Origin of the sequence: Priestia sp. AB, from assembly GCF_028369225.1 — a bacterium.
Taxonomy (GTDB): Bacteria; Bacillota; Bacilli; order Bacillales; family Bacillaceae_H; genus Priestia; species Priestia megaterium.
This window is the reverse complement of record NZ_JAQMYN010000012.1, coordinates 26,034-49,983: the sequence shown is the minus strand read 5'-3', so window position 1 is coordinate 49,983 and position 23,950 is coordinate 26,034. Positions and strand designations below refer to the sequence as shown.

At 32.6% G+C, this 23,950-nt stretch carries 29 protein-coding genes; 15 read left to right on the top strand and 14 right to left on the bottom strand.

The window, feature by feature from the left end:
* Nucleotides 1-35: 35 nt before the first annotated feature.
* The 3 genes from POF52_RS25160 to POF52_RS25150 form a co-directional block, all read right to left on the bottom strand.
* A complete protein-coding gene (locus tag POF52_RS25160; protein WP_271995932.1) occupies nucleotides 36-359 on the bottom strand; it encodes a hypothetical protein in 324 nt (107 codons plus the stop codon).
* A gap of 559 nt (nucleotides 360-918) precedes the next feature.
* Nucleotides 919-1,668 (bottom strand): hypothetical protein, encoded by a 750-nt coding sequence (locus tag POF52_RS25155; RefSeq protein ID WP_271995929.1) that lies wholly within the window; start codon nucleotides 1,666-1,668, stop codon nucleotides 919-921.
* A 147-nt stretch (nucleotides 1,669-1,815) separates the two neighbouring features.
* Complete coding sequence (locus tag POF52_RS25150; protein WP_271995927.1) at nucleotides 1,816-2,028, bottom strand: hypothetical protein; 213 nt, start codon at nucleotides 2,026-2,028, stop codon at nucleotides 1,816-1,818.
* A gap of 1,534 nt (nucleotides 2,029-3,562) precedes the next feature.
* Between POF52_RS25150 and POF52_RS25145 the strand changes: the two genes are divergently transcribed.
* Both POF52_RS25145 and POF52_RS25140 read left to right on the top strand, forming a co-directional pair.
* Nucleotides 3,563-3,718 carry a hypothetical protein gene (locus POF52_RS25145; protein ID WP_271995924.1) on the top strand — a complete coding sequence of 52 codons (156 nt, stop codon included), beginning with the start codon at nucleotides 3,563-3,565 and terminating at the stop codon, nucleotides 3,716-3,718.
* Nucleotides 3,719-4,349: 631 nt separating this feature from the next.
* The gene (locus POF52_RS25140; protein ID WP_074684410.1) at nucleotides 4,350-4,442 is read left to right on the top strand and encodes a YjcZ family sporulation protein; all 93 of its coding nucleotides are present in this window, start codon (nucleotides 4,350-4,352) and stop codon (nucleotides 4,440-4,442) included.
* A gap of 441 nt (nucleotides 4,443-4,883) precedes the next feature.
* On the opposite strand, the gene POF52_RS25135 is transcribed toward POF52_RS25140, so the two are convergent.
* Nucleotides 4,884-4,988, bottom strand: coding sequence for a YjcZ family sporulation protein (locus tag POF52_RS25135; RefSeq protein WP_081715117.1), 105 nt, complete (start codon nucleotides 4,986-4,988; stop codon nucleotides 4,884-4,886).
* A gap of 328 nt (nucleotides 4,989-5,316) precedes the next feature.
* On the bottom strand, nucleotides 5,317-5,526 hold the full coding sequence (locus POF52_RS25130; protein ID WP_098526713.1) for a YppG family protein: 210 nt from the start codon (nucleotides 5,524-5,526) through the stop codon (nucleotides 5,317-5,319).
* Nucleotides 5,527-5,801: 275 nt separating this feature from the next.
* Between POF52_RS25130 and POF52_RS25125 the strand changes: the two genes are divergently transcribed.
* The 6 genes from POF52_RS25125 to POF52_RS25100 all read left to right on the top strand — a co-directional run bounded on the left by POF52_RS25125 (nucleotide 5,802) and on the right by POF52_RS25100 (nucleotide 10,466).
* Nucleotides 5,802-6,518: a class I SAM-dependent methyltransferase gene (locus POF52_RS25125; RefSeq protein ID WP_271995917.1), complete on the top strand. Its 717-nt coding sequence runs from the start codon at nucleotides 5,802-5,804 to the stop codon at nucleotides 6,516-6,518.
* 72 nt (nucleotides 6,519-6,590) lie between these two features.
* Nucleotides 6,591-6,848, top strand: a complete 258-nt coding sequence (locus POF52_RS25120; RefSeq protein ID WP_097812780.1) for a hypothetical protein — start codon at nucleotides 6,591-6,593, stop codon at nucleotides 6,846-6,848.
* Between the two features lie 1,408 nt (nucleotides 6,849-8,256).
* Nucleotides 8,257-8,499 carry a spore germination protein gene (locus tag POF52_RS25115; RefSeq protein WP_029319824.1) on the top strand — a complete coding sequence of 81 codons (243 nt, stop codon included), beginning with the start codon at nucleotides 8,257-8,259 and terminating at the stop codon, nucleotides 8,497-8,499.
* A 21-nt stretch (nucleotides 8,500-8,520) separates the two neighbouring features.
* Complete coding sequence (locus POF52_RS25110) at nucleotides 8,521-8,748, top strand: spore germination protein (protein WP_029319826.1); 228 nt, start codon at nucleotides 8,521-8,523, stop codon at nucleotides 8,746-8,748.
* Between the two features lie 800 nt (nucleotides 8,749-9,548).
* Nucleotides 9,549-9,707: a YjcZ family sporulation protein gene (locus tag POF52_RS25105; protein WP_176585989.1), complete on the top strand. Its 159-nt coding sequence runs from the start codon at nucleotides 9,549-9,551 to the stop codon at nucleotides 9,705-9,707.
* A gap of 327 nt (nucleotides 9,708-10,034) precedes the next feature.
* Nucleotides 10,035-10,466: an exosporium protein C gene (locus POF52_RS25100; RefSeq protein WP_271995909.1), complete on the top strand. Its 432-nt coding sequence runs from the start codon at nucleotides 10,035-10,037 to the stop codon at nucleotides 10,464-10,466.
* Nucleotides 10,467-11,654: 1,188 nt separating this feature from the next.
* On the opposite strand, the gene POF52_RS25095 is transcribed toward POF52_RS25100, so the two are convergent.
* Together POF52_RS25095 and POF52_RS25090 are read right to left on the bottom strand one after the other, a co-directional pair.
* The gene (locus tag POF52_RS25095) at nucleotides 11,655-11,768 is read right to left on the bottom strand and encodes a hypothetical protein (RefSeq protein WP_442956658.1); all 114 of its coding nucleotides are present in this window, start codon (nucleotides 11,766-11,768) and stop codon (nucleotides 11,655-11,657) included.
* Between the two features lie 109 nt (nucleotides 11,769-11,877).
* Complete coding sequence (locus POF52_RS25090; protein ID WP_176585991.1) at nucleotides 11,878-12,216, bottom strand: MerR family transcriptional regulator; 339 nt, start codon at nucleotides 12,214-12,216, stop codon at nucleotides 11,878-11,880.
* 866 nt (nucleotides 12,217-13,082) lie between these two features.
* Here POF52_RS25090 and POF52_RS25085 point away from each other — a divergent pair.
* On the top strand, nucleotides 13,083-13,955 hold the full coding sequence (locus tag POF52_RS25085) for an AraC family transcriptional regulator (protein ID WP_176585992.1): 873 nt from the start codon (nucleotides 13,083-13,085) through the stop codon (nucleotides 13,953-13,955).
* Nucleotides 13,956-15,141: 1,186 nt separating this feature from the next.
* Here the strand turns inward: POF52_RS25085 and POF52_RS25080 are convergent.
* A complete protein-coding gene (locus POF52_RS25080) occupies nucleotides 15,142-15,438 on the bottom strand; it encodes a hypothetical protein (protein WP_271995904.1) in 297 nt (98 codons plus the stop codon).
* Nucleotides 15,439-16,063: 625 nt separating this feature from the next.
* Between POF52_RS25080 and POF52_RS25075 the strand changes: the two genes are divergently transcribed.
* A complete protein-coding gene (locus POF52_RS25075) occupies nucleotides 16,064-16,471 on the top strand; it encodes a DUF1259 domain-containing protein (protein WP_255323611.1) in 408 nt (135 codons plus the stop codon).
* 467 nt (nucleotides 16,472-16,938) lie between these two features.
* Here POF52_RS25075 and POF52_RS25070 read toward each other — a convergent pair whose 3' ends face one another.
* The 3 genes from POF52_RS25070 to POF52_RS25060 form a co-directional block, all read right to left on the bottom strand.
* Nucleotides 16,939-17,211 (bottom strand): hypothetical protein, encoded by a 273-nt coding sequence (locus tag POF52_RS25070; RefSeq protein WP_271995901.1) that lies wholly within the window; start codon nucleotides 17,209-17,211, stop codon nucleotides 16,939-16,941.
* 442 nt (nucleotides 17,212-17,653) lie between these two features.
* Nucleotides 17,654-17,785 carry a YvrJ family protein gene (locus POF52_RS25065; protein WP_334314417.1) on the bottom strand — a complete coding sequence of 44 codons (132 nt, stop codon included), beginning with the start codon at nucleotides 17,783-17,785 and terminating at the stop codon, nucleotides 17,654-17,656.
* Nucleotides 17,786-18,016: 231 nt separating this feature from the next.
* Nucleotides 18,017-18,313 (bottom strand): hypothetical protein, encoded by a 297-nt coding sequence (locus POF52_RS25060; RefSeq protein WP_176586002.1) that lies wholly within the window; start codon nucleotides 18,311-18,313, stop codon nucleotides 18,017-18,019.
* Between the two features lie 105 nt (nucleotides 18,314-18,418).
* Here POF52_RS25060 and POF52_RS25055 point away from each other — a divergent pair, with 105 nt between their 5' ends.
* Nucleotides 18,419-18,661 carry a hypothetical protein gene (locus POF52_RS25055; RefSeq protein ID WP_176586003.1) on the top strand — a complete coding sequence of 81 codons (243 nt, stop codon included), beginning with the start codon at nucleotides 18,419-18,421 and terminating at the stop codon, nucleotides 18,659-18,661.
* A gap of 716 nt (nucleotides 18,662-19,377) precedes the next feature.
* Here the strand turns inward: POF52_RS25055 and POF52_RS25050 are convergent.
* Nucleotides 19,378-19,458 (bottom strand): YjcZ family sporulation protein, encoded by an 81-nt coding sequence (locus tag POF52_RS25050; protein ID WP_098450077.1) that lies wholly within the window; start codon nucleotides 19,456-19,458, stop codon nucleotides 19,378-19,380.
* 397 nt (nucleotides 19,459-19,855) lie between these two features.
* Here POF52_RS25050 and POF52_RS25045 point away from each other — a divergent pair, with 397 nt between their 5' ends.
* Together POF52_RS25045 and POF52_RS25040 are read left to right on the top strand one after the other, a co-directional pair.
* Entirely contained in the window at nucleotides 19,856-20,020 is a 165-nt protein-coding gene (locus POF52_RS25045) for a YjcZ family sporulation protein (RefSeq protein ID WP_442956657.1), read from the top strand.
* A 326-nt stretch (nucleotides 20,021-20,346) separates the two neighbouring features.
* A complete protein-coding gene (locus POF52_RS25040) occupies nucleotides 20,347-20,778 on the top strand; it encodes an exosporium protein C (protein ID WP_271995895.1) in 432 nt (143 codons plus the stop codon).
* Nucleotides 20,779-21,040: 262 nt separating this feature from the next.
* On the opposite strand, the gene POF52_RS25035 is transcribed toward POF52_RS25040, so the two are convergent.
* On the bottom strand, nucleotides 21,041-21,298 hold the full coding sequence (locus POF52_RS25035) for a hypothetical protein (RefSeq protein WP_176586007.1): 258 nt from the start codon (nucleotides 21,296-21,298) through the stop codon (nucleotides 21,041-21,043).
* Between the two features lie 393 nt (nucleotides 21,299-21,691).
* Between POF52_RS25035 and POF52_RS25030 the strand changes: the two genes are divergently transcribed.
* On the top strand, nucleotides 21,692-22,102 hold the full coding sequence (locus tag POF52_RS25030) for a hypothetical protein (protein WP_271995892.1): 411 nt from the start codon (nucleotides 21,692-21,694) through the stop codon (nucleotides 22,100-22,102).
* Nucleotides 22,103-22,720: 618 nt separating this feature from the next.
* Here the strand turns inward: POF52_RS25030 and POF52_RS25025 are convergent.
* Entirely contained in the window at nucleotides 22,721-22,963 is a 243-nt protein-coding gene (locus POF52_RS25025; RefSeq protein ID WP_306441403.1) for a Parvovirus coat protein VP1-like protein, read from the bottom strand.
* A gap of 550 nt (nucleotides 22,964-23,513) precedes the next feature.
* On the opposite strand from POF52_RS25025, the gene POF52_RS25020 reads away from it, so the two are divergent.
* Nucleotides 23,514-23,870: a YlbF family regulator gene (locus POF52_RS25020; protein ID WP_098450083.1), complete on the top strand. Its 357-nt coding sequence runs from the start codon at nucleotides 23,514-23,516 to the stop codon at nucleotides 23,868-23,870.
* The last annotated feature ends 80 nt before the right edge of the window (nucleotides 23,871-23,950 follow it).

Here is a 23,950-nt window from a genome sequence, read left to right as displayed (position 1 = left end):
TAGTTTATTCATTCATATAATACATTTGACTTATGTTACAAGGATCTAAACAAAGTATTAATTTGACGAGTATCATTAGATGCAATACTATCAATTTGAATAATGTCTTTCTCACTAAACTTAATGTCAAGCATTCTGAATATATTTCTTACAAAACGAAGAACATCAATTATTTCTGCTCTAGTACCTCCAACTAAAAGTCTAATAAGATTTTCATTTACATTAGTTTTTGTTTGAGAGTAGTCATTAATATTGATTCCTTTTTGAGCAATACTATTTAAAATATAGCCTAAAGTACGATCATTTGTTGTAAATTTAAACTGAGTTCTTATGTTAAAGTTGAATTTTTCATCGTTCATTCTTGTGTTTATTCTCCTTTCATAACAGATACTGGTGGTAGAATACAGAAAGAGTTTAGAAGAAAAAAAGCTACTGGCCTAAACAGTAGCTTTTCCTCTTGTTATACTGGGTTATATGACCTGATATTTAACGAGCTTTTGGATAGTTTGCTCAAATTATGGGTAACATTTAGGGTGAAAAATTAATTTAAAAGCGAGTCCGTAAATCGATTATATATCACTTGTCCAATCTAGAAGGTTCTTCATAATAATTTCAATCTTTGTTATGACATCCACAACGATGTGTTTTTTTGATCATCTTAGAAAATGTCCTTTAACAGTTTTTCAAAGACTTTTTGTAGGATGGACTGACAGTTGTCTGTGTGTTCATGTTTTTTTCATGGTATTTACTCACTTTAGTCACTCCTTTTTTTCTCATAATACAGTATTCCTTAGTCAAGAAAGTGCTTGTGTACTTGTCCATTAGCATATGAATTCTATATGAAGAAGATTTCAAAATAATTTACTTTAGATATGTTTATTATGTTAACTAAGATTGTATATCATACACAGCTTAAATTTAATCAAGGAATTGAATATAGAAACTATCAGGAGTGATAGTTTCTTTAATTTGAAATCCTCTCATAATACACATTGGACATTCGATAATAAAATGGCCACTTTTTTTAGGATGATAGAAACCGGCGCGGTGGAGCCAGGCATGAAACATAGATCCAGTGAGAAACTTAATATTCAAACCTGAACTATCAAGCTGTGCTGGGTTAACGATAAGAGATAGGGGAACTTGACTTTGTGCTAAAGTAGTTAAAGCAAAGATGGTGGAAGAATTTGCAGGGAATGAAATATTTGAAAAAATTTTTGCCTGGGGAGCCAGTCCAAATCCATTGTCACGGATGAGTCGAGTAAATTGATCCATGGCGATATTAGTAGCGGCTAATCCATTATGAATGGGTAACCCTAGATACCAAGTTGGTCGTAAATTTCTGATGGCGTACAAATTAGTGCAATTTGCCAATTGGGAGATCCCATTATTAGAGCCTCCATTCCATTTTTCAGTTAGATGTTGAAACCATTGAAATAGTACACCGTTAATAGCATCACGAATCCATTGTTGTTGGGCTAAGGTAAAACGGTTATCAATATAAAAATAAATGAAGAGTGGTAAATCGGATACGCCAGGTGGTTCAGGTACCGGAAAGGCTATTTTTGTGAATGTGCTGGAATAGGGAGGTACTAAGGAGTTTATTTGTAATACATCTTGCAGAATCAATTTCATTATGATTAGAGTTCGTTTTACACTATGAAACATTTTTATTTTATCCTTTCATAGAAGATACTTGTACTAGTAGGGTATGTAACTAAATGAAAAAGGTTTGGACATGGTTAAATACAGAAAAAGCCCTTGTAATTATTGATTACAACGGCTTTTGTTTCCAAATTTAAATAGGGCATTTAGTTAAGCCGTTGTTATAGCCTGAATCTCATTAGCATTTACTGTGACAATATTTGTTCTAGCATTTGTCCCAGTACCTGTTCTAGTAGCAAAAGAAGCTAAATTAGTTGTAGCATTAAAGCTTGAAAATACAAGATTAGTAAGCGTAGCACCGCCTACGACTAAGGTTGGAACTGGTGTTCCAGGATCTAAGATTCTTAATAAGTCCCTAATCATCCTTTGTATCCCCCCTTATTGCAATAAATCAAATATAAATTATGAATTTACATTTGATTTATTATATGTAAATTTCAAGTAAGGGCTTGTACTATTTCATTATTTTAATAGTATTTTTATTTTTTAGAAGTTAGTTTACTGGGAATGAACAACGTATATAATATAAAATAAAAAAACTATCATGAGAGTAGATAATTTTTTTGATACATAATCTACTTAATGATTATTGATACCCTAAGGTATCTTGAGTAGCTTTCTTCGTTATCAGGAATTTATGTATAGAAAGAAGAAAAAACTACTTCTTCCCCAGCATAGTTTTTTCTTCAACTCCATAGCAATGGAATGCCCTCTAATGAAAGAGAAGGAGGTTAATGCAATGCTCAATTTATGATATGCAAAACAATGAAAAAGGTTTGGACAAGCGCTGGTTTTATATAAAACTTTTACTATCTTTGTATCCTTTTTCTATAAAATCTACTATGTTAACTTAAAATGTATACAGTACTCATTTTTAAATAAAAAATACTTTAGAAAAATAAAAACAATCTAAAGTATTTTTATATAAATTATCCCTATTAGTAATTAAATTCCCTTATTTATCTTGTTGGAGAAGGGAATTTAGCAACTTCAAAATGTGTACTAATTACATTATTGGTATCCGTTAAAATCATACATCTACACTACTTTGAGCAAAGATATCAACTCTATCTCCAGCTTCTAGCTTAAGAATAGTAGAAACATTTACTGCATTAGCGAAAATTACTCCTCAACGAAGAAATCACTATTGATAGCGATAGCAGGGTTTCCATTTATTTAAATTCCTACCTGTGCTCTTTAATCTAATGTAGGAACGTTAGGAAGAAGTGAAATAATCCAAAGGCTTAAATATACACCGGCTTTTTGCTCTTGCAATTGATGGCCATTCCATTACAGAAATGCAAGATATTTTGTTCAAAGAAGTGAACACAGTTAAGAATCAGAGACGCAGCATTTTACAAAAATTAAACCTTTTTTCGATGGAGGAAACGATCGGTTTTATAAAAAAGCTACCCAGACTTCTTCTCAAAACTTCACGAATTATCATCAAGAAACCTTTCAAAAACTCGTTAAAACTTCATAAAAGTTGAGGGGGCGTTGAGTGCACAGCAGGTCAACATGTGCAAAAAAAGCACCAAAATTGATGTCAGTACTAGATCAATATTAGGCGTTTTTCTTCTTTTTAGGTAAACAGCATGTCGACAGACTGGAAGTTTTCGTGATATCACCTTTTTTGAGATGAAAACATTGTTTTGCTGGGCTCTGCCCAGCATATCACAGTCATGTGATATCAAAAACCCCTTATGCTCTTTCTTATTCATACTGGAAATTTTAAAATTTGACAAAAAGAAATGATTAAATTGAAGAGTATAGGAATGCCTTAAGTGATTCTAAAAATGATTTAAGGGAGTTAGAGGACCAAGGACGAGTAGATAGCGAGCAAACAAATAGGCAACTCGAACAGTTGCAAGCCAGCTTTGATAAGCAAGCCGAGCAAATGAAAAAACACATAGAGAGCCGTGATAAAGAAATGATGGAATACATTCGCTCATCACAAAAACAACAGCAAAAACATTTACTTGAAACAGCAGCCGCCCAGGAAAAAGGGAGAGAAAATAAAAAAGGCTTCTTTGCTCGTCTTTTTGGGAACTAAGACGAATAAAGAAGCGCTGGTGCAATCTATTTCATTACAGTACAATCGTTTTATGAAATAGAGAAGGATAATTGAGTTATTCTATACTTGTTCACTAATTCCTGTAAAAAAGATTTAAAAAAAGTGCTAGTACTAAGCATAAGTTCAAAGAGCATTTTTAATAAATAATACATGTTCGAAAGATAAGAAACTTTAATGAGTGTATAAAGATTGCAAACTCAATGCTCGTAGCAAGTCAAGATGCACAAAATTATACATAACTATCTTAAATCACACTTCTCAAAAACAAAAGAGTCAATATATTATGTAGTGGCTCTTTTACTTTATTATACTTATTTTTGGAGATGGATAGCTTAATTAAACCAAGAGCACTAAAATCATAGTTGCTATTAAAAAAACACCCTTTCATAGCTGATGAAAAGGGTGTTTTTTCGTAAAAAGTGAAGGATGTAAACAAGCTAATTTTAGAAAGTTTACATAAAGTTTTGTGAGATAAAAACTTATATACTATCTTATTAATATTATGAATTTATGTGTTGCTTATTTTGCATTTTATTCCTATAAAACATTAGGCGAGCAATTTTGCAACTTGTACATATAATAAAGAAAGAATATTATAGGTGGTGAAAGTATGGGTAACTTTGGAGGCAGCTTCGCTTTATTAGTGGTACTTTTTATTTTATTAGTTATTGTAGGTTGTTCTTGTTTTGGTGGGGGATACTAAGAATATAAATGACCTGTAAAGTTCGTGGGCCTTATTTTACTATAGGGCTTACGAACTTTGTTTTCTGCCTTAAATCGTTAACCCTTTTGTAAGATTTACATATATAAGTAGTGGATACCGGCGTCCACGCCATTACATATTAATCATCTTTATCTAGGGGGTCATACTCATCTTGGTATGGCTTTTAAAACTTTTTAATTAAGTTGCCCAATGTCGTGATAAAAGTGATGCTACAAAGAAAGTAAAAGGTTGGTACAAACAAATAAAACTTATATAAACATTTTCTGTAATTTAACATACACTGAATTATCCTAAGACCCATTATATGTACCCCTTCAGCATTGCAGACTGTTTTTCGCTCTCAGTCTGCTTACATATTCAATCGTCATAAGGGCAAAAAACAGAGCCTTTTGGACTCACTTGGGCTCTGTTTTGCAATGATTACCATCCGCCAAAACAACTACATCCGACAATGATAAGAAGGATAAATAGCACAACTAGGAAGGCAAAGCCCCCGCCAAATCCATATCCGCCACATTCAGACATATAATAAACACCCCTTTGTATTTTTTATATTAGATAAAAATAATTAGTGGATAGGGTACAGCACATTTTTAGTATATGTCTGAGTGGTTATATGGTTTATCGCTCTTGTAAAATAGGCCTTTGTCCCACATATTAAGCTTTTATAAGTTTCTAAGCTCATATGATCGTTATCTTATTAAGGGAAATATAACTTGAGACAGGGCAGTTCCTCTTTTAAAGCTATATCCGACATAATGATCCCCCACTATAAATTGGGAAATATCAGGGATTTATAGAGGGGGGAAATAGAATATAAGGACCTCGCAACATTTCTTAAGGAATTAAAACGTTATTTTTTAAGAAATTTTGTAATGAAGGGGCTGAACTGATTAAACAATCCCTTCGCTTGCTGCGCAGTACCAGCAATCTTGTCAAAATCTAAATTTCCATCTGATGTACGAAAAAAGGACAATAGACTTGGGTTATTTTGTTTTGTATTCGGACGCTGAAATTGATGTGGAAAAAAAGGGTTTATAGGTCGACGTGTTCTTCTATACATTAATTTAAAGATCTCCTTTTAGTTATGTTAATTTTATAATATGTACAAGGAGTAAGAATGATCGCCTAAAATAATAGTTTTAAATAAAGATAACCACTGAATTAAAAAGGCTAGCTTTATTAAGATACTTGGGAATTATGCTTACTAATTCATTGCGGATTTATACAAGTAAGGCAAATCTAAATTTCTATACATCTAAAAAATATTTTATTAAGTTATTACCTTTTACTTTTTTTCTCATACCTTGTTACATACAAAAATAAGAGGTGATTCATATGAAGTATATGGATATGCTTGCCTTACTAGGGGTTGGTGGGGCCCATCCTGGCGGTTTACATTTAACAAAACATTTATTGGAAAAAGAGGAAATAAATGGAGATACCTCCATATTAGATATAGGTTGTGGTACAGGACAAACATCCGCATACCTATATTGCAGGTATGGGTGTGAAATAACAGCATGTGATATAAATGCAACTATGGTACAAAAGGCAAATAAAAGATTTGAACAGTTAAAATTACCCTGCAAGGCTACAATTGAAGATATGGAGGATCTCTCATTTGATAACGAGTCATTTGATATCATTCTGTTAGAATCTGTTGCTACTTTTACAAATCTTTCCTTTTCGTTAAAGGAATGTAAACGGGTGCTAAAAAAGGGAGGAATTATCTTAGCTATTGAAACGGTAAAAGAACCACAAATGACAGAACAGGATGAACGTTTAGTTTCGGAATTTTATCATTTTCAATCCATCCCTAATGAATTGGAATGGGTCGAATATTGGAAAAAGGCAGGCTTTTCCACAGTGGTAAGTAGGCGTGAATATAAAGTGGAAGGGGAAGATGAAGAGCAAAATATTGATTTTGGAACAGAGTTTGATTTATCTGATGAAATCCCTTCAAATGTTTATGATTTACTTGATGATCATGAAAGATTAACTAAAAAGTATCAAAATTTATTAGGATTTCGTATATTTCGTTGTATTTCCTAATTTTCAAGACACTCGTCCAAACATTTAGGACTTCCTTTTCATATCATATCAGATAAAAAGGGGGTTCTAATAATGAGCGGCGGAAACTATTATCAACTTTGTCATCGACACCGTGGACGTACCGTAAGAATTAATGATCGTTATGGTCGAACGCATCTTGGACGTATTACAAGGGTAACTCCAAGTCATGTTTATATCCAGCCTATGAGACGTAGAAATGGTATTGGCTATGGTTTTTATGGTGGGGGTTTTTATGGGTTTGGAGCACCTTATGCTGTAGCACTGGGAGCAATTACAGGTCTTGCATTAGCTTCATTGTTTTTCTGGTAAAAGTATGAAATTGACATCATAATGAGTTTTATCAGAAGAAACAGCCGTTGGAATTAATCATTTCAACGGCTGTTTTTATATCTAACTATGTCCAAGCTCCTTCAGTTGTGGTGTAGAAAAACTGACCCATAAACTTAACCGAATGATTTTGGATAGGTTAGCTTCTTCTATTTTGTTTTACAGGACAGGCTAGTAAAATAGGTGATGCTTGTTAATTGCTCTTAATTACCTATGGTTAGTAAATTGATTAATCATTTTATTTCATATTCTTTGTGCTCGAAGTTCCCGCTAGGACCTACCCCTTTTTGAATGAGGAAAAGCATTAGGGTTTAAAGAATATTATAATTCCAGTTACAAAAAATTTTATAACTCATCTTGTAATGCCGTTATAAAAAAGGAATACAAGAGAATCTCTAAGCTTTTTATTCTCCTGAAGAGGTGGCGTTACAATTAAGTATTCAAAGACAAACAGTAATTAAGTATGGTACGCTACAACTTTTGAAAATGGGAATTTTATATTCCATAAAGATGAGAAAGGTAACAGATCTTACACCGATACAAGCGTTTCAAAGTTCAGAAGAGTTACAGATAAAAAAACGTTATAACTCTTGAAACGTCCAGGAAAGGCCTAATACCAACATATAATAAAGTTTTTATAACTCTATGCGCTACAGAAATATCTACTGAAAATGAACATTATAATAACAGTGTAAGCGAAAAATTAAATGGGCATGGGCTCAATTTAAACTTTTAGAACATGTAGAGAACATCAGAAAGAGAGTAAGGAGAAACTGCTGCCCATCGCATCGCCTTAGATAAAGTAGCAGTTGCTAAACAAGAGGAGCAAAAAATCGTTGTAAAGGTGAGCGAGCTTATTAACAAAATAAAAAGCAACCTCCAGTCGTCAGTAGAGGTTGCCTTTCGAACATCATCATTATGGAATTATATATTAACATCTTTTTCTAAAAAAAGCCACCTCTGTTGGGATATTGCATATGTATAAAAAGCTGCATAAAGAAGAAACAAGGCCCCATCTAGAACCCAAGAAGGTTCTTTTTGGTGATGTGTTCCGAAATGAGACATTATGGTAACTAGTCCTGTATATCATATACAGCCTGAAAACAGAAAAACTACCTATCAGCCAAAGGTAGTTTTTCTGCTAAAAGAATAGGAATTTTAAAGTGGTAGATGCCTCACGGCTTCTTGGATAGTTTGCTTCGGTTATAAAAAAATATTCAGGATGGGCAAGTTACCTAATAAAGAATGAGAACATAAGCTACAATTAAAGTGAATTTAGCTCTTATATTATCTCTTTATCACTTAAAATTCAGGATATATGAAACAGTTGTTATAAAGAATGGATGATTTTATATTCTGTAAAGTGAGAAAATGAGAAAGGAGTAATCTTATGCCTTATTCTATTATTATTGGTAATGTACTGACCAATGGTATTACTCAAAATGGAAATGTGGATTTTGGTCACACGGTTCATAATAGTCATACAGCTAATTCAAAGTGGGTAGGAGCTAATATTTCTTTAGGTAACTTTTCTCCTTCTACAGCTTGGATGGCTAATGGTAATTTTGATCCCGATTTTAGTGATCAAGATCAAATTGCTAACCCTTCCATGCCAATATCAGGCCAAGTTTAAGAATAAAGGAGTATATTCTTTATGCCATCTAATATTAATGTGCAAAATTTCAATGCTAATGGAGTTACAGAAAACGCTAATCTAGATATAGGTAATAATGTTCAAAACAGTCATACGGCTAATTCAAAATCAGTAGGAGCTTGTTTTTCATTTGGCAATGCTTCCCCTTCAGTGGCGCATATGTTAAATAATAATTGTGATCCAGATATTAGTGATCAAGGACAAATTGATAATACTTCTAATTCCTAGATTCTAATAAGCGATACTAAATAAAGGATGTACCTGAAGGCTATAAAAATTATCCTAAAGGTCATTAATCTCATTAATAAAATCGGATACAGTTTGAAAATAGAAAAAACTACTGGAACGGAGGGAACCAGTAGTTTTTTTGCTGTTGAATAATTGGTTTTTATGAGATGATTCCCCGTTTCTTCTTGAGTAGTTTTCTTCAGCTATAAAAAATATATTCATAGTGGGCAATTTACCTAATCTAGAATGAAAACATATAGTGTAGTAAAAATAATTTAAGTGACGGCATCAGTAACTCTTCCCCTCAGTTTTTTTACACCTTCCTGATTTATATAGTTAAAAAAGAAAAAGACTATCTCTCGCCTCTCACGGGTTAAAAGAGATAGTCTTTTTTCTACCTAATAACAATGTACAAGGCGAAATCTATTGGAAGAGCAAGGAGGTTGCTCACTTCTATAGTATGCAAAGTAATTGCAAGTGTTTGGACAAGTGCTGGTGTTATTTTTTTATAGATAAATAATTTATATTTTTGATCATTTTATAGACATTAGTCTAAGCCATTTTACTAATTTCACATAAGATATCCTTATATCACATAAAGACATCCCATTTCATATTTCCTCACCAAGACCTGTTACTAACACCGCCCAAGTAACAGGTCTTTTATATGGGTTTCTTAAGACACTAATAAAGACATAGAAGTTGGTCAGGCGTGGACAATTCTACTTTTACCAGTTTGGGACGAACCTTTTTCCTTCTTGTACATATTTTAAAAGTAGAAACATATGGGGGTGAGAAATATGTGTTGTTTCGGAGGTTATAGTGGAGGCTACGGTTACGGTGGAGGTTCTGGCTGTTTTCGAAGCGGAGGCTTTGGTAGTAGTTTTGCGTTAATTGTTGTCCTCTTTATTTTATTAGTTATCGTTGGTCGTTCTTGTTTTAGTCATGGGGGGTACTAATCAGAAAGAAATCTTATTTCAGCTTCTGATTATATGAAGGAAATTAAGGCAAGTCTATTTCATTATTTTATATGTTTGTCTAGTAAAACAGCTAGTAATAATTATGCTAGCTGTTTTACTTCCAGAGAGGTTATGTATTGCAGCGTAACCAATCTGTATTTTGGGCTATAACTCACATTATGGTAACTAAGGTTTAATATGACACACATAAAATAATACAGAAAAATAGTTTTAGAGAAATTTTTCTTTTAAACATAGACAAGTTGTCCAAGCGAATTCCCCCTTAACGACATACTGTAGGGTATAAAAGTTAAGGGGGGAATTATAATGTTTCGTATTGTTGATTATCAAGCAACTGAACCAGTTCATAAAGTTAATCAAAAAAACCCAAGTTCTATTGCTCATTCTCCTAAAAAAACTGTATTAGCAGATATATGTATAACTATTCCTGGAAGAGATGCAAATAGAAATCATGTGGAGTTAATTGCAACAGTTGGTGTTCGAGGAGTAAGTGGTACATCACAAATTTTATTTAAAATTTTCCACGATGGACAAGAAATCTTTAGAGCTCAAGAAGGAGTAGAAGCAGATCCAGGATCAGAGCTAAATTATATTGTGACATTTCAGGCTATAGACAAGAACGTGAGAGCTGGATCACATGATTATCGAGTAACTGCTGAGAATATTATAAATGGTACAGAAGCAGCTGTCGTAGGACCAATTTCTTTTAGTGGTTTAGCCATAGCTAAAGATTACTAACTAATTCTTTAGTAATTTGTTGTAGCTAATAAGAAGCCTTTGGAGCTCAATTTTTAAGGACAGGAAAAACACACTAGCTATCAGGAAAATAGTCAGTGTGTTTTGTAATTCTCATTATTGACTATTAAGAATTACGAACAAATACAGCGATACCAAACACACCTAATCTTTCATTTGTTATCTGATTAAAACCATTATCAAGTAAGCATTCTGCTGCAGTTCTGTAACGTTTTCCATTTTGTAACAATTGTTGACAAGGTCTAGCACTTCCAATTACCGTTGCTTCTACAATTGTCCGTGGAGATCGTCTATCTAGTGGATTTCGCTGCCAAAGAATAGTGACAACATCCGGAGGACGTGGAATAGATACATTTTCTTTATAGTTCTCTATATTAATCACCTCTTTTCGTTATTTCTTTATAGTAGATGCAAGAAAAAGAGGGATTGCTTGTACATATGCTGACTTCTTAATAATATGTGTTTATTTTATTACTAATTGTTGAGTGTCCTCGTTTTAAAGATGGTTAACTTGTTAAAAACAAGGAAGCAACTTTAAGTTGTTTCTAATTGCCTTAAGGCAATTTTTTATCCTTAACGGCTAAGATCTGGACCTTTATTCTTTGCTCTATTTATAGTTGTACTTCTTATGCTTCCTAAATGATGTTTTCGCAGGCTAAATATTAGGTGTATCGTTTTCGATACAAAAACAACTTAAAATGTATCGAAAACGATACACCCCTGAAAGTCCATTCAAGCTATTCATATCAAGGGTTTGAACTTATTTTTTTGTTTAGTCCCTATTATCATTATTATTTTAATAGCAATTCGCTATTAGAATTGCAATGGTTTTTTTATAATTTTTCGTAAGAAAAATAAAAACCTTAAGGTTAGTATGACCGCCTCAAGGCGGACCAAATTGTTCTTAAGGTTTATTACTTTCCATTGCTTTAATTCTCATTATCGTTGTCAATCCAGCCATTTCTTGTAAGTAGCAGTACTCACATATTTTTTTCATTAGAGAACTTAAATGCTAAAGCGTGGATTTTTTTCATTTCTTCTTTTTTAGAACCTGGAAATTTCATGGCGTCTTTACGAATTTTTCTTAAAAGGGCTTTATTGATGTCTTCTATGGGCTCATTACAGATAGAACAATTTTTAATGTGAATACACACCTTTCTGTATCTCTAATTAGATCTTACTAAAAAGTCGTTGCCAGAAAGTCTTCTTCGCTTGTTCTTGAGAAGCCGCGATTAATTGTTTAACTTCTTCTTTTTCTGCTCGTATTGATCTAATTACGGACATAAGATTATCATCTCGTTCCTCAGATCTTTTTTCTATTTTTTTCATCATTTCTTTAATTTCTTTTGGCCTTGTTGGCGGCCTTCTTCAAAGGCGTGTTGTATTGCTTTATTTATTTTTTATCTAAAACTTCTTCTAAAAACTGCCTTGTTAAACGCGTTTCTTCCCGATAAACGCTAGGCGTTTGCGATGCGTTTAGACCTTCTACATCCATTGATACTACAGCATTTATAGCGTCTATTAGTACAACGCTATTACTTATTAATTTCTTCAATTCCCTGAACGCCTTAAAATCGCGATCATAGTAAATCCTTTGATCTTTTTCATTTTTTTTAAACTTATATCCGGCTTTTTCTAACTCAATAGACCAACGTCTTAGAGTTGACGTAGTAACTTCAAGGTCGGCTGCCACGTCTTTTGCAAAATATCCATATTCAGACGCGTTTGACAATGCGTTCACCCCCATTTAGGTGTTATTCTATTATGTTGATTATAATACCTTTAATATAATAGCCAACATATTAATTTTGAGATAGTCTAAGGAGCATATCTAAAATTAGTAACGCTCTTTAAAAAATGAGCAGACGCGTTTAGACGCTAATATATTAATAAGCTGTAGTGGCATCCACAAACATAAGAAAAGCTCCTAATATTGAGAGCTTTTCTTATGTTTGTGGTTTCTATTTATTTTCGATAAAAGATGAAACATGTGCAAATATAAAATACCTCATGTATCCATGCCTTGTCGAGGTAAAAAAGTAACAAAATAAAAAGCAACCTCATATCCCATGGTACTGGAGAGAGGTTGCTCTTTATGCTCGTTGAAGAATGAATGCTACAACGACTAAATTGTATCATTTTTTACCAATAAATATATATTTTTCTTTTTTTTGCATATGTATAAAAGGTGCGCTTTTTATACATCGTGGCTTCAATCACCTCAAGAGAAAAAGCTGATTTATCAAGGATGTATAAAAAGCTGCATATTACAGAAATCGTAACCTCCTTAGAACCCAACTCCCACAAGGGTTCTTTTTTATGGTGTGTTCCGGAAAGAGTGATTATGTTAACTAACTTTGTATATCTTATACAGCTTAAAAAACCGAAAAACCAACCTCTGAGTCCTAAAGGTTGGTTTTTCTGCTCTTGGAGAAGAGATTCATGTTGAATATTGGATGCCTCACGGCGTCTTGAGTAGTTTGCTCAAGTTCGTAAGAACTTATGAAGAGAAAAGAGAAAATCCTACATAATTGTGCATGAAATGTCGGATGGATCTATTTAAATCTTGCTATTCTGATGATAAGGGAGGTCATATAAATGGATTCGCTTAGAAATATGAATAGAGCTTTACACTATATCGAGGAGAACTTAACCAACGATATAGATTTTAGAGAAGTAGCAAAGCTAGCTCTTTGCTCTGAATATCATTTTAAAAGGATGTTTTCTTTTCTTGCAGGTATTACTTTGTCAGAATACATTCGCCGAAGACGACTTACTCTTGCAGCATTCGAACTTAAAGATAATAACATGAAGGTTATTGATATTGCGATCAAATACGGATATAACTCACCAGATTCTTTTACAAGAGCTTTTCAAAACTTACATGGTATAACTCCTTCAGAAGCCAAAAAGAATGGTTATTCACTTAGAGCCTATCCACAAATGACCTTTCAGCTATCAATTAAAGGAGGAAATGAAATGAACTATCGTATTGAAGAAAAAGAGGCATTTCATATAGTCGGTATTAAAGAAAGAGTGCCTATAATTTTTCATGGAGTTAACCCCAGGATTGCTGCTATGTGGGAAAGCTTAAATAATGAAACCATAAATAAACTAAAAAAACTTTCTAATGTTAAACCATTAGGATTGCTTAGTGCATCTGTGAATTTTTCTGAAGGAAGAATGGAAGAAAAAGGGGAGCTTGACCATTATATCGGTGTAGCAACAACTAAGGATTGTCCCGATAATTTAATACAACTTGAAGTACCTGCCTTAACATGGGCTGTATTTGAAGCAGTTGGTCCATTTCCTGATACTTTACAAGATGTATGGGGACGAATTTATTCCGAATGGTTTCCATCCTCAAATTATGAACAAGTAGAGGGACCAGAAATTTTATGGAATGAACATAAAGATGTAACCTCATCAACTTTTAAAAGTGAAATATGGATACCAGTGTTAAAAAAGTAATGATGACTCAATAATAAATATTTTTAATGTAGAGAAAAGGGAGGTCACAAATATGATCTCCCTTTTCTAATTTATAGCTTCCTGTAATGTTGATTATGTTAACTACCTCTGTATACGATATACAGACTAAAATAGAAAAAAACTCCTGTCGCTAAATCAGAAGTTTTTTTCAAAAATTATTACCGATGGGATGATATTAATCATCTTGAGTAGTTTGCTCAATATGTAAAAAAATTAATCATTATATAAAAGGAGAAAAAACAATCCGTGGGATTTGGATTGTTTTTTCTTAAGGAAAGATCAGGCTGATGTTCCTTATTGTATTTTATGTTTCTTACTTTGTGTTATGACTACCTATGAAATCTATTATGTTAACTAAAGATCTATACCATATATAGCCTAAAAACAGAAAAAACTACTGTTCACCACACAGTAGTTTTTTAACCTAATAGTGATAAGAAAACCGATCTATTGGAAGAGCAGGAGGATGCTCACTTTTATAGTATGCAAAGTAATAAAAAGGGTTTGGACAAGCGCCGATATTATGTAGGATTTCTATTATTTTTTTGTCTACTTCCTATAAAATCCATTATGTTAACTACCTTTGTATATCACATACAGCTTAAAAACAGAAAAACTCCCTATTTCCGTAGGGAGTTTTTCTGTCGTGCTTACCATTATTTTTGAGATGATATTCTGTTGAAAACATCTTTAGTAGTTTGTTCAAATTATCAATAACTTATGTATCAAGAAAAAACCACTGAACAGGGATCAGTAGTTTTTCTTGATACATGTTGTCAACTCAAAAAGATGAGGATTTCCAAAGTGATGCTTCACAGCATCTAGTGTAGTTTGCTCATCATATAAGAAAATATTCATGATAAGCAAGTTACCTAAAGGAAAATAAAAGCATATGATGTATTTCGAATAATTTTCGTCTCACACTTAGAATCCTTTTAACTTCATTTTTCACCTTCATAATTTACAAAGTCAAAAAAAGAAAAAACAATCTGTATTGGAAGACAGGTTGTTTTTTCTTTTTTTTGATGGGCGATAAATCCAGTAACTGGTATTTCTATTTATATTTTTAATCACTTTTCTTGTACTTACTCCAAAACTTAAACAGTTGAATAAAGTAGAAGGTAGAAAATATGTCTAGGAGGTTATGTTTTGGAACATCAAGACTTTAATTCTGAAGAACAACTTTTATTGCAAAATGATTGTGGCGATGTTGACTTTGTAAATCTTGGGGATGAAAGACAACCATATAGCCATTACCCATATCCAAGGCCGAGACCACGACCATATTATCCATACTATTACCCACCATATTACTATCCACGTCCACGACCATATTATCCATACTATTACCCACCATATTACTATCCACGTCCACGGCCATATTATCCATACTATTACCCACCATATTACTATCCACGTCCACGGCCATATTATCCTTATTATCCACCATATTATTATCCATATCCATATTACCCTTGGTACGGATATGGCGGAGGCTATTGAAAAGAATCTCTTTCATAGTAATTAAAAGGAGTCTCATATGTGACTCCTAAAATCAGTAAAAATACAGTTCTTTAAAAATAAAACAAGAAAATCTATTTATTACATATGTACAACCTAATTATCATATATTTTCAAAGGATTTTTCGCTAGAAGATGACGGGAGGGAATTAGATGTATGAACATGATTTTATATTTAAGACAGTGTACGATTTAAACAGTGAGGAAATTAGACATGAGAAATGAGTTTTTAGCAAAAAAAGAAAAACACTAGTCAATGTTCCAAATAATAAAGCTTAACTTTTCAAACAAGAAAGCTATTAGAATCATAATTCTAATAGCTTTCTTGTTCCTGTAATAGTGATTATGTTAACTAAAGATGTATACCATATACAGCTTAAAACCAGAAAAACTACTACTGGGCCCAGTAGTAGTTTTTCTGGTTCATGAATGATAATCAATGTTTAGCCTACGTTGCAGAACGTCTTGAGTAGTTTGCTCTGTTAAAAAAGGCTAATTTCATTGTATATATACCTATGCTTGTCCCCTCTTATATACATATCTTATTTATTAAGGAGGTGAATTTCTTGGCTAAAGAAAAATGTCTTTGTGAAGAATTGGCGAACATTCTTAAAGGTGAGGCTGAACAAAAAAAGAACTTATGTAAGGTAACACGGGAGAGAAAAAATTTAAAACCTACCATCCTTGGTCATCCTACAAGTTCAGATTTGGTAATTGCTTTAGAGTTTAGTTTCGAACCTGTTGCTAAAAAGGATAAAACTTTGAATTTAGCAGAACTTGTTTTTTTACAAGAAGAAGTAAATCCTTTTCTGCAGGAGATCAAAAAGAGTGAGCAAATACTAGTTACAGCTATACACAATCACTGGTTATTTGAAGAACCAAGACTTATCTATGTACATCTTGAATCAGTTCAAAATCCAATAGAATTTGCAAAAGAAGTTGCTTATGCTTTGAAAAAAGCGGGAGTTAAATAAATATATAGAGTATACAGACTAAAAACAGAACAAACTACCCTGGTGTGTGATAGGTTAGTTTGTTCTGTTACGTAATTGGGTTTCATGAGTGATGCCTCATTGCATCTTGGGTAGTTTTCTCAAATTATTAAATGTTATTCGTATAGATAATTCACCTAAAAAAAGGTCGATGAATAGAATGTAATCTGAATTCTGAAGAATCATCCGTTTTTTTTGAAAAAGCCCTCCTCAGGGTATCTATCTCAACATAAAAAACATTGGCTAAGTCTTAGCCAATGTTTTTTATGTTTGGTGCAACATTTGTTTTATTCATTATAGGCGAGTTACTTAAGTAAAGAAACTGAAGATGCTGAAATTGATAAATTTATAAAGCTTTGATTTTCTAAATTTAGTAAGTTATTCCAAAAAGCCTTAAGATCAATGATCTTAAGGCTTTTTGGATATAGTTCATTTAATATAAAAAGGAACTACCAAAACCAGGGCCCTCCCCAACCGATTCCAGGGCCAAACCAAGGTCCCCAACCAAAACCAGGTCTTCCAAAACCGAAACCGAACCCAGGTCCCCAACCAAATCCGGGGCGTCCCCAACCGAACCCAGGTCTTCCGAAACCAGGGCGACCGAAGCCAGGACCACCAAAACCAGGTCTTCCAAACCTCATATCTCCATAGGGTTCTCCATAGGGTGACTGATTTTCTTGAAAATATAAATTAGGTAATAAGTGCATTTCTGAATTCATCATTAAAACCTCCGTTTTTTTTGTTTGTCAGAGCAAGAATATGCATTTACCTAGTTTCCTTCTTGGGTGAATGTCCATGTTTTTTAAAAAATAGGTAAGAAGTAATAGGAGAGAAAAGCCTATTTTTAAAATAAAAAAATAGAAGTAATTAAATTATGTAATAAATAGAATAAGAGGACTCATTCAATGAAGGCTAGTCCTTATACAAGGTACGAGTCGTATTTTTTAAGATGTTCCGAAAAAATTCATTATGTTAACTAAAGATGTATATGATATACAGCTTAAAAAACAGAAAAAACTCCTGATCGTAGCAGGAGTTTTTTCTATCGGCAGCAAGAGATTCGAATGGATGCAGCGCATCTTGAGTAGTTTGCTCAAATTATTAGGCAGTATTCATATTTCATATCAAGAAATTAATTAAAAAATGAGTCGATAAATCAATTATTTATTGCTTGTCCTTCTCTTTTTCAATAGTGGTAGCTATTTTATTAATAGCTTCTGTTAAATGGTCTATTTTCTTTTCAAAGCGTAATAGAAGATAAAAAGTAACAACAATAGGAAAGCCAAAATTCCCAATAAGGTTAAGCCATTGTTCTATCTTACTTACCCCCTTTTAGATACCGTTATTTTATATAATATGTATTCCAATTAAAAGAGTTTGGACATGTCTTGATATAGAAGAAGCTGTTGAAATCATTGATTTCAACAGCTTCTTCTATATCAAATCCAGTAGTTTTCTGTTTTACACATTAATAATTTTAGAAAAGTTTTATACGTTATGTTAAATATGGTATTTAAAGTATTGGTATTATTTTTCTTTCATTTCATCTTCAAAATTAAATTTTTTCACTTTAGTATTTTTGTTTTTTTTTCCACATTCTTTAATAACCACACCGTCTTGATTAGCATTTTGTCCACCTGTTTGGGCAATCTGTCCACCCTGATTAGCATTTTGTCCCCCATTACCACTAATTTGTCCGCCAGTTTCAGCATGGTTATAAATGTTGATGTGAATACAAGTTTTTTCTCTTTTCTGCTTTTTGTTTTTTTGTTGACACTTTGATTCTTTTTTATAGTCACAATCATACTTTTTTATTGTAATCACCTTCTTTTTTTATTTATCTATATAATTTATTCATCCATAGAGAGAGTGATTGTATGCTTGTCCTACGCATTAAGTAACATTTTTATCTAATAGGAGGACTGAGATATGAAATTAAAAAAGAGCCAGTCTTATATTGAATTGACAGTAATAAATTGGGATAACACAGAGTTTGGCAATACATTGAGGGAAATGTGTGAAGCAGCTAAAGAATATGAAAATGATAATGTTAAAGTCCATCAAGTGGTGGATTTAGGGAAACGTAAAGGAGAATGGCATTACTTAATTATCTTAAATATCAGTCAGGATTTAGATAATTTGGGGGCACTGGTAGAAAATAATTATAGGTGATCAAAACTCCTTTATCCTATATAGGGTAAAGGAGTTTTTGGGTTCCTGTAATTTTCATTATGTTAACTGAATTTATATATGGTATACAGAGTAAAAATAGAAAAAGACCACTGTTTCCTATACAGTAGTCTTTTTTCTAAACCCTGCCCTAAAGGTTTATTTTGATGTTTAATACATCTTGGGTAGTTTGCTTGAGTTATAAAAAATATATTCATCATGGATAATTAATTTATATTTTTATTAGTTTTATGGGTATTTGTACAAGCTGTATTACTAACTTGACATAGAATATTTTATCCTTGTATAAGGACATCCCATATACTTCCTTTATAGGACCTGTTACTACCACCGATTAATTAACAGGTCTTCGTTGAATGCCAGTCAAAATAGTTCGAATCAGCTCAATAAAAATATAAAAAAATATGTAACATAAGTCTTAGAAAGTATATATACATTTCCATAATAATGGCCATGTCCCCTCATGGCTAAGGGACATGGCTTATAGATAAGGATGATAAATCTGCAAGCCGGGCGACTTACCCACCATCTGGAATATTATATGCACCTTATATTGATTGGTTCTGGATATTATCTTTTGATATTCAAGTGAACATTTCACCGTTCTAAAGATATATTTTTATAACTTGAAAATTTTTATTAGGTTGTAAGTCTGATGGTTTAACAACTAAAAAAAGATGAGTCAACCCTTTGGTGAATTAGTATCCACCTAGACCTGTACAAGAACATCCTACAATGATAAGCAAGATGAATAAGATGACAATTAATGTGAAACTCATATTTAACACCTTCCTTTCATAGTAAATAGTCTATTTTTAAGAACATAATAAGAGTTTATTACTGCTCCATAAAGGGAGAGGCTGTTGTTAGACGTGCCGAATATAGACTACGGGTGGTTACATGAGAATTTCTATCTCATATGTTTTAAAATATGCAAAATAGAATAAAAGGTAATGGACAGGCGTGGATATAAAAATGGAATTTTCAATAGGTAAATCTAAGTTATAAATTCAATTATATTAGAGGACCTGCTGAAGTCTGAGCAATAGGTCTTTTTATATAGATTCCTTAAGATATTAATAAAGGCATAGAAATTGGTCATGCGTGGATAATTTTTCTTTTAGTAATTTGGGACGAACATTTTTTCTTCTTGTACATATTTTAAAGTAGAAACGTATGGAGGTGAAGTATATGTGTTGTTTTGGAGGTTATGGTGGCGGTTGCGGCTATGGTTACGGTGGAGGCGGCTATGGTTTTGGCAGTAGTTTTGCTTTAATTGTTGTCCTCTTTATTTTATTAATTATTGTCGGTTGTTCTTGTTTTAGTGGTGGAGGGTACTAATAAGAAGTAAATCTTATTTCAGCTTCTGACTATATGAGGGAAACTCAGACAATTCTATTTCATTATTTTTTGTGTTTATCCAGCAAAACAGCTAGTAATAATATGCTAGCTGTTTTACTTCCAGAGAGGTTATGTATTGCAGCGTAACCAATCTATATTTGGGTCTATAACTCACATTATGGTAACTAAGATTGAATGTGATATACATAAAATAATACGGAAAAATAGTTTTAGAAAAATTTTTCTTTTAAACATAAAAAAGTTGTCCAAGCCAATTCTCTCTTAACTACATACTTTAGAGTATAAAAGTTAAGGGGGGAATTATAATGTTTCATATTGTTGATTATCAAGCAATTGAACCAGTTCATAAAGTTAATCAAAAAAAACCAAGTCCTATTGCTCATTCTCCTAAAAAAACTGTATTAGCAGATATATGTATAACTATTCCTGGAAGAGATGCAAATAGAAATCATGTGGAGTTAATTGCAACAGTTGGTGTTCGAGGAGTAAGTGGTACATCACAAATTTTATTTAAAATTTTCCGCGATGGACAAGAAATCTTTAGAGCTCAAGAAGGAGTAGAAGCAGATCCAGGATCAGAGCTAAATTATATTGTGACATTCCAAGCTATAGATAAGAATGTGAGGGCTGGATCACATGATTACCGAGTAACTGCTGAGAATATTACAAATGGTACAGAAGCAGCTGTCGTAGGACCTATTTCTTTTAGTGGTTTAGCTATAGCTAAAGATTACTAACCAATCCTTGAATAGGTTTCTCTAGTTATTTTTGTTTTATTTATATTAGCAATATGCATAAAATATAAGGACTGAAAAGTAAGGCATTTTATCTTCGGAATTCACCTTTCAAGGACAAGAAAAGCACCCTGACTACCTGGAAAATAGTTAGCGTGTTTTTATTTTGACTTCTTATAACTGATATATGTATTTATATGGTGATTGACTTGTGTAGTATATACATATGACAAAAAGCTCTTACAATTAAGAGCTTTTTAGACTTCTAATGACTTGGAAACCATGGTCCTTTTCTTTTTCCTGTTTTATTTATCTTTATAACTTTTTCATTGCTCCTAGTCTGTGATTCTCCTGAGTTTGGTACTTCTTGTTCATTTACTTTATCTACCTGTTGTCTCCCCCAAAAAAACCCCCATGGATCCCTTGGAGTAATTTCCTTTCGATTGTGAATAATTTCAACATCCTTTGTATGAATAACTACTTTGTCAGCATGGATTACTTTTTGTTTATCTTCATGTGACATCTTAATTCCCCCCTTTACTAGTATAATCCCTCCTATTTTATTCAAATACGCTTATTAAGGTATAGGCATCTAGATTTAGTTATGGGATATCAAGACCGAACTGTCAGTGAAAAAAGATTAAAAAATAATATCTGATAAACTACATTTCAAGACCCTAATCCCCTCCAAAATATAGCTGGTTTCACTTCCCGGATAGATTACATCTAGAGTATGTTGAATTTATGACCAAATTAAATGTCCTATTTCCACAAGTGATCTTTTTCATAAGATTTGAACTAGTAATGAGGTGAACGGGGATATTAGAAATTATTAAAATTTAATAAAAACAAAAAAAGTCCAAACTTGGCAATGTGGGAGATCATAGGATATACCAAAATGAAAGGAAGGATAATAGTGGAAGATAATATTGATTTTAATGAAATTTCCCAGGGTAGCTCAACAACGGGAGATTCCTTACGGAGTGGCAATTCAAGTGTAAATAGGGATCGTATGCTGAAACAGAATAATAATCGGGATATTGATAGGTTCTCACAATTCATGTTTGGAAATTCTAGGATCAGGGGGGCAAAAACCGAAGAAGTAAATCATGATTTATTTAGTAACGGTGCTAGGCCTAATAATATTTCTCCTAATCCTTCTGAAGATATTAGTAGCAATAAGAATATTATTGAACTCATGGCAACCATTGATACTTTGATTGAAACAGTTAATGTATATAAACCCATAATAAATGACATTTCACCATTAGTTAAACAGGTAATTAATAAGCTTAAGGACGAGGGGGGTAGTAAAGAAGCAAAATAGTGAAGAGGGTTATAAGCTTAAATCCTTAAGTATGATGAAACGGGTTTTAATGTAAGAACTTCGGAATAATTGCAAGTAATCTCTAAATCTTGTACAGGATGTAGTGGATATTAACTTTTTTGTAAAGTGAATATATAAAAGCTTCTTAATTTTATATTTCCTTTTTAAGTGCAAGCATTAAACGTAATTCATTTGTTGAGAGTGTTAGGGGCAGAATTAAGATTATCTACCTTTTTTTATCTTGACTAATCTAAAAAGCCATATCTTCTTTATGAAGATATGGTAAATTGGCAAGAAACGAAGAAATAAAAATTTACATATTGTATGGGTCTTATTGTTGGGTTGTCCCATATAGATTTATTTTATTACTAAGGACTTGTGTATCGGAAAAACTTATCTCATTAGGTAGATACTTTAAGGCGTCCCGTATAGCTTGCTCCTGATAAGCGAATTAATTTGTAATGAACAAGTTACCTAAGGGAAGATGAAGGCATGTAGTGTGGTTGAAATAATTCAGTTCCCGCACTTAAAATCCCTTCACCCTCCTTTTTACGCCTCCCCAATCTATAAAGTAAACGGATCCTTTCTGGGTATTAGGAGTTACTGTGAGCAGTCATGCTAGAAGGAGCGTAATGATTTACTAAGTCTTACAAAGTTAGAAAATAGGGCTGCATCCCTTCCTTTTCTTGTATGGGAATTGATTTTAGGGCGCATACAGTTAATAAATAGGTTATCACAATAGGCCGAAGGCCCACCAAACCTCCGATAACATTCGTCGTGTAATTTACAGCAAGCGTCAACATCGTTTGTCGGCGCCCCTGGACCACTACATCCAGGACCACACCATCGGTACCCAGGCATACAAAAACCTAATCTTTTTCTCTTCATGGTATCACCATCCTTTTTAATTAGAATTGGACGTGCTTATATAAAGTATGTTGACTTTGTTTTAAAGGGAAGGGTATAAGACCAGGGGAGAAGGGAATTGCATACTTAAATCTCTCCAATATACTTAACTAATATAAATATTACATATTTAGACACTATTGAGTAAAGGAATGTGACAAACGTCTAAAAAAACCAAGAGAAAAACTACTTATAAAAAGTAGTTTTTCCCGTACCAAGCGTTAAGTTGTATGAGTCAATGTTTGATTACACCTTGAGTAGTATACTAAAAATAGTAAATGTTATTCGTATAGACAATTTACGTAAAAATGGGTCAATGAATATAGTGAAATTAGAATGAATTGTATTTTCTTTAAAAGCTCTTTTTTTGATGGTGTATTAAAATAAAAACCTGATCTAAATACACCACCATAATGATTTTTTCATGTTTATAGATAAAGCTAATGGGATTAATAATTCCATTAGATTTATTTACTATAACTTTGATATTAGGAGGATATTCCCCTTGGATGTAAACTTATATGGTATAACTCATGACTTTGAAAGGATATTACGTAGGAGCAATGAATTTAGAAGTTTAAAGAGTATATATAGAGAAGTTAATGCTGACCCAGAGACAAAGCAACTTTTTAATAAGTTCTACAATTTACAAATGGAATTACAACATAAGCAGATGACAGGCCAGAAAATTATGCGGGATGAAATTGAGGAAGTTCAAAAAGTAGGGGAAGTTGTTCAGAGAAATGAAAAGATTGTACGATTAATAGAAGTTGAACAAAGGATGAATATGTTGATTATGGAATTAAATAAGATTATTACAAAGCCTTTTCAAGAAGTTTACGGTAACTTTGAAGAAAGATAATTCAAAAACAAAAGTATGTAAGTATTAAAAACATATCCTTTCTTCAGCAAAATAAAACTCCTCAAGGTTTTTAAATCTAA